This window comes from Gammaproteobacteria bacterium (assembly GCA_034522055.1).
Taxonomy (GTDB): Bacteria; Pseudomonadota; Gammaproteobacteria; order JAABTG01; family JAABTG01; genus JAABTG01.
Window position 1 is genome coordinate 665,309 of sequence record JAXHLS010000002.1, and the last position, 11,556, is coordinate 676,864.

Genomic DNA, 11,556 nt, shown 5'->3' on the forward strand with positions numbered 1-11,556 from the left:
ACGATGGACGAGCTCTGGGCCGGGTCCTGCTTGGCCAGGGTCAGGAGCAGGGGGATGCCGGCCCCGGCGATGCCGGCGATCATCATGGACAGCACCATGGAGATGGCGATGACGGCGGCCAGGGTGGTAGAACCGCTCCGCAGCCACACCCCGCCCCGGTGGTCAGCGCGATGGCCAGGCCGTTCCATAACCCCGCCAGGGCCTCCTTGGTGACCACCCGCAGCCAATGGCGCATGCGGATCTCCCGTAGCGCCAGCCCGCGCATGGTGACGGCCAGGGCCTGGGCCCCGGTGTTGCCCGACTGGCCAGCCACCACCGGCAGCAGCACGGCCAGCGCGGTGTTGGCGGCTATGGTGTCCTCGAACAACCCCACCACGGCGGCCGCCAGGAAGGCCGTGGCGAGGTTGATGTGCAACCACGGCAGACGCTTGCGCACGGCGAAGCCGACGCCGGACAGGGCGCGCTCGTCGCGGCTCACGCCCACCATGGTCTGGATGGCGGCGCTGGCCTCGTCCTCGGCCGCCGCCACCAGGTTCTGGGGCCGTACCGCGCCCACCAGGCGGCCGTCCAGGTCCACCACCGGCACGTCGGTGAGTCGATGCTGGTCCAGCAGTTCCACCACTTCCTCGCGGGAGGCCATGACGTTCACCGCGGCCTTCACCGGGCGCATGATCTCGTCGAGGGTGGTGGTGGAGGCCGAAGTCGGCCAGGTCCTGCACGTCCACCGCCCCCTCCAGCGCCTTGTCGGCATTGACCACGAACAGCACCCGGATACCGCGCCGGCGCAGCTGGCGAACCCGGTTCAGGGCCTCGTTGACGGTGGTATCGAGCGCAAGCAGCAGTACCTTGGGGTCCATCATGGCGCCGGCGCTGTCCACCGGATAGCTCAGCAGCAGCCGCAGCTCACCGGCGGCCTCGGGTGCCATGGCGTCGAGGTAGGCCGCGCGCCCCTCGTCGTCGCACAAGGCCAGGAGGGGCACCGCCTGCTCGGGCTCCATGGCCGCCAGCAGGCCCGCCGCCCGGTCCTCGGGCAGGACGGCCAGGGCGCGCATGGCCACGTCGGGGACCACTTCCAGGTGGGGATGGCGTCGGCGTCGTCCAGCCCGGCCGAGCACGCTCGGCCACCGCCTCGTCGGGCATGCGTTCCAGGGTCTGGGCCGCGTGCCGGGGAAGCCGCTGACGAAGTCCTCGGCGCAGCAGGTCCATGGTGGGGGGCGGGGTCATGTCAGTCATCTCTCCTGTCCACCGGGGGTTGCGGGGTCGCGGGGGCCAGCAGCGAGCCCACCGCGAGCCAGAAGATGTCGGCCAGGGCGGTGCGGGTGCGGCCGAACTCCCGCTCCGAGGAGATGCCCGACAGCAGCGAGCGCCCCTTCCGGCGGATGGCCTCGCGCCGCAGCACGCCCTGGAAGGTGCCGCGGCGGTCCACCACGGGCAGGCTATCGAACTCGAGCCAGATGTCCAAATCCTCGGCGGTGTGCAGCGGTGCTCGGGCGTTCGATGTCAGGGGCGCCGGCTGCACCAGCCGCGACAGCGGCGTGCGCTCGCGGGCAGCGATGAGGCGGGTGAGTTCCACGTAGCCAATGAGGCGGCGCTCCCCGGTCACCATGTAGAGTTGGTGAGACACCCGCTGGCGCCCGCCGCGCATCAGGCGCAGGGCATCGGCCACCCGCTGCTCCGGCAGCAGGCTGACGGCGTCGGGGTCCACCAGGCTGCCGATGAGGGCCTCGGGGTAGCGCATCTGCACCCGCAGGCGCAGGGCCGAGGCGCGGGGCATGGCGCGAAACAGGCCGTTGTGGAGGGCACGGGGCAGGGCCCGCATCACCAGCACCGCCGTCTCGTTGGGCATGCGGAACAGGATCTCGGCAGCGACCGCCGTCTCCAGCCGGGCCAGGGTATCGGCGGCAATGGCCGGCATCATGTTCGGCCAGCACGTTGGCCGCCAGGCGCGGGATGGCGCCAGGAACCCGGCGGTGGCGGCGGCGTCCAGCTGTGCCAGGCTCGTCGCGGCGGCACCGGGGTGATCCTCCAGATAGGCCTCCACCAGCGGATCGAGCTCCATCCACGTCCTCCGGCTCCAGGATCACCGCGCCCTGCTCCCAGCAACACGCGGGCCGGCACGAATTGCTGGCCCTCCTCGGTCTCCGGCAACACCCCCACCGCGGTGAGCTCCAGGATCTCCCCTTCCTGGCCCCCCACCCGCACCAGCAGTCCGGGCTGGTACATGCGCCGCAGGTAGTGGGAGGCCATGATGTTGCGGACGGCATCGGCGCCGCCCATGCCGAAGGCCAGGGCGGTGCCGCCGAAGAATGCGGCGAACGCCAGCACGATGATGTTCTTCAGCGAATCCACGTCCAGGCCCAGCTGGTCCAGCGCCAGCAGCAGGGCGAAGGCCAGCACCAGGCCGGACACCACCTGGGCCAGCAGCTGGCCGTGCTGGAGGTCGCGGGCCCCGGCCAGGTCGAGCATGAGTTCGCGCATGCCGCGGCTCACCAGGTAGCCGATGAACAGGATGGCGGCGCTGATCAGCAACCGCGGCAGGTAGCTGAGCAGTTCCTCCAGCCAACTCGCCAGCAGCAGCAGCCCAGGGTCTCCGAGGCGCCGATGACGCCGAAGGCGATTACATCCAGAACGCCAGGTTGGCGACGATGGCGGTGATGGACCAGCGGGAGCGCTGGCTTGGCGCCGGGGAGCCCTGGTGGATGGTGGCCAGGAGCGTGTCCAGGCCCCGTCCGAACGCAGGATCGCCACCCGCGCCAGGCCCGCGCCCAGCCACCCTGCCAGCAGCAGCACCACGGCCAGCAGCAGGCTGGGCAGGAAGGCATGACCGCGGCGTAGGCGCCGGTCATGGCATCGGTGGCCCAGGCCGCGGATCGGTGGGAGGTGGGCGTCGGTGTTCACATGCAAACTATAGCGTCACGATTGGTATAAATGGAGTGAACGCCTTCTTCAGCCCAATGCAGCAGCAGATGACCCTGTTGACCCCTGATGACCGTTCGATGGCCATGGATCCGGTCCCGCGGAGATGGTGGCCGCCGCCCCCCTGCAGGTGACGGTGGGACCCTCGCCATGGCGGAGGCCGACTACCACCGGCTGTCCCAGCGGACCTTCGTGGATCGCCAGGGCAAGGTTGGCTGGCCGGGAGGAAATGGAGCTGCGGTGGGCGGCGGTCCTCGTCCGCGTGATGGGGTTCTGAGCCTGCCGCTGCACCCGTTACCCCTTTCTATCTGCCGTCCCGCCGTGGGATCATTGGCGCTCCAAATCATCGAGAACCGCTGAATGCGCTATCTCAGTACCCGCGGAGGAGTCGAGCCCGTGGGCTTCGCCGCCGCCGTGATGATGGGGCTCGCCGACGACGGCGGGCTGCTGGTGCCCGAGTCCATCCCCCGCGTCGATGCCGACACCCTGCGCCGCTGGTGCGGGCTCGGCTTCCGTGAGCTGGCGGCGGAGGTGATGGGGCCCTTCGTGGGCGACGACGTCGGGCGCGACGAGCTCGCCGACCTGGTGACGCGCTCCTGCGCCACCTTCGACCACCCGGAGGTGACGCCGCTGGTGCGGGTGGGCGACCACTGGATCCTGGACTCTTCCACGGCCCCACCGCGGCCTTCAAGGACGTGGCCCTGCAGTTCCTTGGCAACCTGTTCGAGCACCTGCTGGAGCGTGACGGCGGCCACCTCAACATCATCGGCGCCACCTCCGGCGATACCGGATCGGCGGCCATCTACGGCGTGCGCGGCAAGGAGCGCATCCACATCTTCGTCCTCCACCCCAGGGGCCGGGTGTCGCCCGTCCAGGAACTCCAGATGACCACGGTGCTGGACGCCAACGTTCACAACGTGGCCCTTCACGGCTCCTTCGATGACGCCCAGGACATCGTTCAAGGCCCTGTTCTGTGACCTCGACCTCAAGCGCCGCCTCAAGCTCGGCGCGGTCAACTCCATCAACTGGGCCCGCATCCTCGCCCAGGTGGTCGACTACTTCTACGCCTGGGGCCGGGTGAGCGGCGACCCGGCACGGCCGGTGGCCTTCGCCGTACCCACGGGCAACTTCGGCGACGTCTTCGCTGGCTGACGTGGCGCGCCGCATGGGGCTGCCGGTGGAGCGCCTCGTCGTGGCCACCAACCGCAACGATATCCTCACCCGCTTCGTCAACGAGGGTGTCTATGCCGTGGGCGAGGTCCATCCCACCCTCAGCCCCTCCATGGATATCCAGGTGGCCTCCAACTTCGAGCGCTACCTCTATTACCTGCTGGGCGAGGACCCGGCGGCGGTGCGCAGGCACATGGCAGGACTGAAGGCCAAGGGCGCCATCGAGCTCACGGCCGCCGAGCAGGTCCCGGGCCCGCGAGGACTTCGCCGCCGTGGCGGTGACCGAGGAGCAGACCCTGGCCCGCATTCGCGCTACCTACGAGGCCACCGGCTATATCCTGGACCCCATACCGCCGTGGGTGTGGAGGCCGCGGCCGGGCACCCGGACACGGTGTGCCTGGCCACCGCCCATCCCGCCAAATTCGGCGCCGCCGTGAAACAGGCCATCGGCCGCGAGGCCCCGCCGCCGTCGTCACTCCAGGGCCTGATGGAGCGCGAGACCCGCTGCACCGAACTCGCCGCCACGCCCGGGGCCGTGCGTCAGTTCATCGCGGAGACCCTGGCCTGACCATGGCACCCGCCATCCAGATCCTCGACACCACTCTGCGCGACGGCGAGCAGACCCGCGGCGTTCTCGTTCTCGCCCTCCGAGAAGCTCAACATCGCCCAGGCCCTGCTACTGCAGCTGAAGGTGGACCGGGTGGAGGTGGCCTCGGCGCGGGTGTCCCGCGGCGAGCAGGAGGCGGTGGCCAATATCATCGAGTGGGCCGAGCTCCACGACCTCGCCGACCGTGTCGAGGTGCTGGGCTTCGTGGACGGTGGCCGCAGCGTGGACTGGATCCGCGAGGCCGGCGGCCGGGTGCTAAACCTGCTGGCCAAGGGCAGCCGCGAGCACTGCGTCAGGCAGCTGGGCAAGACCCCGGAGGCCCATGCCCGGGACGTTCATGACGCCATCATCCACGCCCGCGACCAGGGCCTCGCGGTCAACCTCTATCTGGAGGACTGGTCCAACGGCTACCGCGACGACCCGGACTACGTGTACCGGCTGATGGCCCGCCTCGCCGAGTTCGGCGTCGGCCACTTCATGCTGCCCGACACCCTGGGGGTGATGCGCGCCGGATCCAGGTTTATGCCGCCGTCAGCGATATGGGGGAACGCCATCCGGGGCTCGCCTTCGACTTCCACCCCCACAACGACTATGGCCTGGCCACCGCCAACGCCGTGATGGCCGCCAAGGCCGGGGCGGCGGCCATCCACTGCACCGTCAACTGTCTGGGCGAGCGCGCCGGCAACGCCTCCCTGGCCGAGGTGGCGGTGAACCTGCGCGGACCATCTCGGCGCCCGCCTGGCCATCGACGAGCGCCACATGTTCCGCATCAGCCGCATGGTGGAGAACTTCTCCGGCAAGCGGGTGGCGGACAACGCCCCCGTTGTCGGCGCCGACGTCTTCACCCAGACCGCCGGCATCCACGCCGACGGCGATTCCAAGGGCGGCCTGTACCAGACCGGTCTCAAGCCGGAACGGTTCGAGCGCCGCCACAGCTATGCCCTGGGCAAGCTCGGCCGGCCGGGCGTCGCTCAGGAAGAACCTGGAGCAGCTGGACATCAGCCCTGGAAGAGGACGACATCGAGAAGGTGCTGGCCCGGGTGGTGGAGCTGGGGGATTCCAAGAAGACCGTCACCTCCGACGACCTGCCCTTCATCATCGCCGAGGTGCTGGAGACCCGCGACTACGACCACGTGGAGCTGCTCAACTGGACCACCTCCAGCGGCATGGAGCTCGAGTCCACCGCCAGCATCCGCCTGCGGGTGGACGGCCGCGTCCACCTCGCCACCGGCATGGGCAACGGCGGCTTCGACGCCTTCATGCACGCGGTGCGCCAGGTGATGCCCGAGCACGGCGTCCGGCTCCCCGAGCTCAGCGACTACGAGGTGCGCATCCGCGGGGCGGCCACACCGACGCACTGACCGAGTGCATCATCACCTGGGAGGCCGACGGCCGGACCTTCCGCACCCGCGGCGTCCATGTCGACCAGGTCTACGCCGCCATCCGCGCCACGGTAGCCATGCTCAACCGGCAGGTGCAGAAGGAATCGGCCGGTCGCTGACCAGGGCAGCCCAGGCTGTCATCGTGTAATCCGTGGCCCCCACCATGCGCGCTCAAGATGAACCGGAGATGGCCTCCCCCTCGCGGCAGCAGGTCGCACATGTCAGTGTTGAAAACACGTTACAGGCGCTACGCCCAGCTCATCGATGCCCGGCAGCTCAGATGCCGCAGACGCCGATCGAGGACCGGAATGCCTGCCAGCGCCGGTCCTCCCACTCAATCATCAACGAGCACGACAACGTTGCTGTGCCCGTCATCGACCGCATCATCCACCACTCACACATCTTCATGATGGGCGGAGAGAACTATCGGCTAAAGCAGGAAGAGAACCACCTAAAATGAGCGAAAATCTTGATCGTCAGAGTCAGCATCGGATTTGGGCACCAGAGAAATAATACCGGTCAAGCGGAACAGGCTCATACTTCATATCGAATCGCTTGCCGATTGTCGCATTGTTTCCACCACTCGAGCAGTTTGCTGACTATCTATCTCCGCCCCGTGCAACCCGCCCTCTTTGGCTCTGAAATTCTCAACACCGAACATCTCCGCCAAGGTATCCAGCGATGGGCCTCGGCGACTGCTCGGAATGTTCACTGCCTGCGCCCAGGGAATGGCTGCTTTCTGACTGCAAAACACACCTTGAATTGACGGTATCGTTAAGTCGTATCGGCGCCCGTGATCCAGCAGGATGGGCCAGTCATAACTGGCATTGTGAATCACGATGAGGTGATGCTTCAGGTATTCGGTAATCTGGCTCCATTGGGAATCAAAGGAAGCGAACTCTGCCGCCTCATCATTGGTAATGCCGTGTATCGCTTGCGCCTCATCTGAAATGCGTTTTCGTGGTCGTGTTTTAAACTCGACGGATTCTGCAATCTCTCGATTCCTTACCACAGTGAGGCCAAGCGTCACGATATCCGGCGAGCCGCTTTCGTCAGGGAGCCCGGTGGTTTCGGTATCGAGAACGATGTAGTCGTCCGGCAGTTGGGTAAAGATCCAAAGCAGCTCGTTGTACATGACCTTCACCTCCTGCCACTGCCGTCCAGGGATTCAACATTGACGATTGATCCCTGGTCATAGTGGTAACGCAGATAGCGCCAGTGAATGGCGTCAGTGAGTGCCCGGGCCCGCATCACCCCGTAGCACTCTCCTTTTGCTCTCACGCTTTGGTAGTGAACGCCGAAACTTTTGGCATTTCGTAACGCGTAACCGAACTGCTGGGCTTCAGCGTAGTCATCGGGGTGGTAAATGGGATGCCCTTCAAGCTGTCGTATATCATGCAGGGTGACAGGCCCCAGTTGCGCGCGGATTACGCGCATCTCCTGGGTGGTCTTGTCGATTCTGGATTCTCTCAGGAAACGTGCCCGATGGAAGGAGGATTCGGCGATGGCGACCGTCTCATCTGCGGCGCAGTAATAGATGCCGAAATCCCGGTTGAAGCGACCGCCGCAACCATCTACCGGCGGGTGGGTGAAGGCCGCCATGATCCAGGACGCACCATCGCCATAGACTCGGTCTTCCGGTGGCACCAGTCGAATGTCACCGACTTCATCTCGCAGCCTGGGGTTGGTGAGGGACTCCACGGCATAGAGCACGTCCCAATCCTGTGGATTTGAAACGCGCTCGAACAGGTGGATCTGGGGATAGCGCGACAGAATGACCCGATAGACCGATTCATTCACCTCGCTAACGGGTAAAGTCGCGATATCGATCACCAACCACCCCGCTCCGCATCGAGGAAGTCCCTAACGACGGCCAGGTCTGTCACCTGCCCGGCCAGCAAGCGATCCAGCGGCGCTGAGCCGTTGAACAGCGGATTGTCATTGGGGGTAACCAGCCACTTGTCGGCCAATGCCTGATCGGGCAACAGGATTTGCAAGGACTTATAGATCCCCAGGATATAGCTGGCCCGCTCCAGTAGATCCCGTGTCAGCTTGGCCTTTTCCGGCTGGCTCTTCCAGTTATAGAGGGTCTTCTCGTTGCTGAGCCCCAATAGGGTCATCTGCTGGGCACCGGTCAGGCGCCATTGGCTTAAGATATTGAAAATCGCCGGCAGCAGTGAACTGTTGACACTGGAACCACGTCGCAGCAGTTGTTCGGCTTGAGCGATCATGCGTACCTCCTTTTCAATCTCTTTACTTCACTGTATTGTTATGGTGCTTAAATACAGCCTAGCAAACTGTACTCTTACAGTCAACTGTAACAGAGATACTTTTTGAGTGTGCTGGCGGTGATAGTGACCGCGAACGCAAATACTGCTTGCCGTTGCTTGCAACTGCCCGTCAGTGCCAAGTCAAAAACCAGAATCACCCCTGAAACGCAAAAAACCCGGCATTGACGCCGGGTTTTTTGATATTGATGCCTGTTGTTACTAGACAGTGCCAGACGCCTTCCTACTCCCATTCGATGGTGGCCGGGGGCTTGCCGGAGATGTCGTAGGCCACGCGGGAGATGCCATCCACTTCGTTGATGATGCGGTTGGCCACCCGGGCGAGGAACTCGTGGGGCAGGTGGGCGTAGCGGGCGGTCATGAAGTCCAGGGTCTCCACGGCGCGCAGGGCCACCACGTAGTCGTAGCGGCGGCTGTCGCCCATGACCCCCACGGAGCGCACCGGCAGGAACACGGCGAAGGCCTGGCTCACCTTGTCGTAGAGCCCCTGGGCCCGCAGCTCCTCGATGAAGATATGGTCGGCGCGGCGCAGCAGATCGGCGTATTCCTTCCTCACGGCGCCGAGGATGCGCACTCCCAGGCCGGGCCCGGTGAAGGGGTGGCGATAGACCATGTCGAAGGGCAGGCCGAGCTCGGTGCCGAGCTTGCGCACCTCGTCCTTGAACAACTCCCGCAGGGGCTCCACCAGTTTCATCTTCATGCGTTCCGGCAGGCCGCCCACGTTATGGTGGGACTTGATGACGTGGGCCTTGCCACCCGCGCCCGCCGACTCGGCCCCCCCGGAGAGTAAGCGATCGCTGCTTGGCAACGAGCCTGATCAGCAGATTCGCGAGATTCTTGTTCGGTCCGTTGTCGGTACTCAGCATCCGATTGTTCGCGCCATCGCAGGTTCTCCACCCGCTGGCGTTCAACGCTCGCCCGATCGGATTCCGATTTGCTTCTTGATCCATCCCAACGACTGCTGTCGGGCATGGTTTCCTTGGAAACAGTCAGCGGTGTATCTGCATCATTGAGCTTGCTCAGTGACTCAATGAAGCTCGCTGGATAGTCTCCGCGGATTAGCTCGAGTGGGTGAAAACTCTTGGCTGGTACCGTTAAATCAATCGATTGGGCTTGGCGCGCGCCGACAGCGGGTGGCGCTCGTCGCCGAAGCGGTCGATGGCCGCCTCCACCGCCGAATTGAGCAGCTCCACCACCAGGACCAGCAGCACACTGCCCACCAGCAGCGCGCGCTCCACCCGGGTCTGCCCCAACCCCATTGCCAATGGCACGGCGATCGCCACCAGAACAAGCTCCTGGCGAAGTGCCGCCTCGTGGCGCAGGGCAGCCCGCAACCCGCGCCCGGAGTAGACCCACGCGCGCAGGATGCGTCGAAAGCCCGTGTTACCGCTTGCGGCCATTTCCCTGTCTCCCGCTGGATGCCTCGCGCATGCTCGCCCCGACCGCTCGGGGAGAGCCCGTCACTCCGCCCGGCCACCAGTGCCCGGGTCTACCTCGACCCGGTTACGGCCCGCGCCCTTGGCTCGATAAAGGGCCTCGTCCGCACGCCGGACCAGCTCCTTGCGCGGCTCGTCCCCACGGTACTCGGCCACCCCCAGGCTGATGGTGACTGCACCGGCCTCGGGAAAGGGGGTTTCCGCGACCCGGGCACGCAGAGTCTCCGCCACCTCGGCCCCACTGGTCGCGTCAGTAGCCGGCAGCAACACCATGAACTCCTCCCCGCCCCAGCGGCCCAGTACGTCGGAGTCGCGCAGGCGCGAGGCTACCCGATCCGTAACCCCCTTCAGCACCTCGTCGCCGACGTTATGACCAAAGGTGTCGTTGACCTGCTTGAAGTGATCCAGGTCGAACATCACCAGCACGAACGAGCGGCCGTGGCGATCCACGCGACGCATCTCGCGCTCCAGCACGTCCTCGAAGTAGCGCCGGTTGGACACCCCGGTCAGACGGTCGTACAGCGCCTCGCGCTCCAGTTCCGCATTGCTGCGTTCCAGCTCGAGCTGGGTCTGCTTCAGGTCGGTCACGTCCACCGCCGTGCCGGCTACCCGAGTATCACGACCTTCGGAGTCCTCCACCGGGTAGCAATGCGCATGGATCCAGCGCAGCTCGCCATCCGGTCGGAGGATCCGGAAGGTCGTGTCGGAGTCGCGCTGCTTCAAACCCCCGGCCAGGAACAGTGCCTCGACCTGTTCGCGATCCTCCGGATAAACGGCCTCGAGCATCGCAGCCGGATCCCGGTACAGCTCCTCCTGGCTGCGCCCCCAGATCCGTTCGTAGGCGGGATTCACGTACAGGATCGCGCTGTCGTCACGCAGCCAGAACACCTCATTCACGCTGGCCGCCAGTTGGCGGAAGCGGGTCTCGCTCTCGCGCAGCGACTCCTCCACCCGAACCTGATCCGAGATATCCACCAGCACCCCGTACCAGACGATGGTGCCATCGTCGCGCGCCTCCGGCGTGGACCGGCCTTCCACCCAAAGCGTCCCGCGCACCGGGTGGCAGACGCGAAAGCGCAGCTGCCATGGGCTCAGGGCGTGCGCCGACTCCTCGATACTCGCCTCGAGTCGGACCCAGTCACCGCCGTGCACCCGATCAAACACGGCCTCCGGATGATCCCGGGCCTCGTCCGGGGTCATCCCGAACACCCTCTGGACCCCCTCGGTGAATAACGGAAAGGCCATGCGACCGTCCGGATACCGGCGGAACATGTAGATCGCGCCCGGCAACTCACTGGCCGCTCGGGTCAATCGGCGCTCGCGCTCGGCATGCAGGCCCAGGTCCTGGAACGACACCACCACGCCATCCACCGCACCCCCCGGATCCTGTACCGGTGCGGCATACACCCGCACCGGCATCGAGGTCCCGTCGGTGCGCCAGAAGTGGTCATGCCAGGCCGCCAGCGATTCGCCGGTAGTCAGCACCCAATAGATCGGACATTCCTCCTCCGGATACCGCGTCCCATCGAGACGGGTATGATGGGACGCCTCGTGCGAGTTCAGCCCCAGGGCCTCGGCCTCGCTGGCGAACCCCAGCAGCCGGCAGGCGGCCGGGTTCAGGAAGGTGTAGCGGCCCTCGCGATCCAGCCCGAACACCCCCTGTTAGCGGCTGAGTAAATCCGCGCATAAATGGCGAAGGTCGCAGTCGCAGGTTCAGGCGGCGTGACTCGGCCTCAGCGCGGATAGGTCGCCTCGAC

At 65.9% G+C, this 11,556-nt stretch carries 7 protein-coding genes and 5 pseudogenes; 3 read left to right on the forward strand and 9 right to left on the reverse strand.

Annotation, left to right across the window (positions count from 1 at the left end; genetic code table 11):
• Nucleotides 1–82: 82 nt before the first annotated feature.
• The 3 genes from U5S82_03200 to U5S82_03210 all read right to left on the reverse strand — a co-directional run bounded on the left by U5S82_03200 (nt 83) and on the right by U5S82_03210 (nt 2,898).
• Nucleotides 83–670 carry a magnesium transporter gene (locus U5S82_03200; GenBank protein MDZ7750673.1) on the reverse strand — a complete coding sequence of 196 codons (588 nt, stop codon included), beginning with the start codon at nt 668–670 and terminating at the stop codon, nt 83–85.
• 555 nt (nt 671–1,225) lie between these two features.
• The gene (locus U5S82_03205) at nt 1,226–1,918 is read right to left on the reverse strand and encodes a CBS domain-containing protein (protein ID MDZ7750674.1); all 693 of its coding nucleotides are present in this window, start codon (nt 1,916–1,918) and stop codon (nt 1,226–1,228) included.
• Complete coding sequence (locus U5S82_03210; protein MDZ7750675.1) at nt 1,915–2,898, reverse strand: hypothetical protein; 984 nt, start codon at nt 2,896–2,898, stop codon at nt 1,915–1,917. Before U5S82_03210 ends, U5S82_03205 begins: the two co-directional genes overlap by 4 nt.
• A 378-nt stretch (nt 2,899–3,276) precedes the next feature.
• Here U5S82_03210 and thrC point away from each other — a divergent pair.
• The 3 pseudogenes from thrC to U5S82_03225 all read left to right on the forward strand — a co-directional run bounded on the left by thrC (nt 3,277) and on the right by U5S82_03225 (nt 6,535).
• A pseudogene (thrC, locus tag U5S82_03215) lies at nt 3,277–4,654 on the forward strand (threonine synthase).
• 2 nt (nt 4,655–4,656) lie between these two features.
• Nucleotides 4,657–6,194 (forward strand): annotated as a pseudogene (locus U5S82_03220) (alpha-isopropylmalate synthase regulatory domain-containing protein).
• A 233-nt stretch (nt 6,195–6,427) separates the two neighbouring features.
• Nucleotides 6,428–6,535, forward strand: a pseudogene (locus U5S82_03225) (ATP-binding protein).
• Between the two features lie 81 nt (nt 6,536–6,616).
• Here U5S82_03225 and U5S82_03230 read toward each other — a convergent pair.
• The 6 genes and pseudogenes from U5S82_03230 to U5S82_03255 form a co-directional block, all read right to left on the reverse strand.
• The gene (locus U5S82_03230; protein MDZ7750676.1) at nt 6,617–7,210 is read right to left on the reverse strand and encodes a 3'-5' exonuclease; all 594 of its coding nucleotides are present in this window, start codon (nt 7,208–7,210) and stop codon (nt 6,617–6,619) included.
• 5 nt (nt 7,211–7,215) lie between these two features.
• Nucleotides 7,216–7,908, reverse strand: a complete 693-nt coding sequence (locus tag U5S82_03235) for an RES family NAD+ phosphorylase (GenBank protein MDZ7750677.1) — start codon at nt 7,906–7,908, stop codon at nt 7,216–7,218.
• Complete coding sequence (locus tag U5S82_03240) at nt 7,905–8,306, reverse strand: MbcA/ParS/Xre antitoxin family protein (GenBank protein ID MDZ7750678.1); 402 nt, start codon at nt 8,304–8,306, stop codon at nt 7,905–7,907. Before U5S82_03240 ends, U5S82_03235 begins: the two co-directional genes overlap by 4 nt.
• Nucleotides 8,307–8,586: 280 nt before the next feature.
• A pseudogene (locus U5S82_03245) lies at nt 8,587–9,132 on the reverse strand (GMP synthase (glutamine-hydrolyzing)).
• Between the two features lie 325 nt (nt 9,133–9,457).
• Nucleotides 9,458–9,763 (reverse strand): diacylglycerol kinase, encoded by a 306-nt coding sequence (locus tag U5S82_03250; protein ID MDZ7750679.1) that lies wholly within the window; start codon nt 9,761–9,763, stop codon nt 9,458–9,460.
• 60 nt (nt 9,764–9,823) lie between these two features.
• A pseudogene (locus U5S82_03255) lies at nt 9,824–11,461 on the reverse strand (diguanylate cyclase).
• Nucleotides 11,462–11,556: the final 95 nt, after the last annotated feature.

What these genes read in the sequence shown, in the direction of transcription:
- U5S82_03200 (MDZ7750673.1), bottom strand. Translation starts at nt 670, where the DNA reads ATGCGCCCGGTGAAGGCCGCGGTGAACGTCATGGCCTCCCGCGAGGAA.
- U5S82_03205 (MDZ7750674.1), bottom strand. Translation starts at nt 1,918, where the DNA reads ATGATGCCGGCCATTGCCGCCGATACCCTGGCCCGGCTGGAGACGGCG.
- U5S82_03230 (MDZ7750676.1), bottom strand. Translation starts at nt 7,210, where the DNA reads ATGTACAACGAGCTGCTTTGGATCTTTACCCAACTGCCGGACGACTAC.
- U5S82_03240 (MDZ7750678.1), bottom strand. Translation starts at nt 8,306, where the DNA reads ATGATCGCTCAAGCCGAACAACTGCTGCGACGTGGTTCCAGTGTCAAC.
- U5S82_03250 (MDZ7750679.1), bottom strand. Translation starts at nt 9,763, where the DNA reads ATGGCCGCAAGCGGTAACACGGGCTTTCGACGCATCCTGCGCGCGTGG.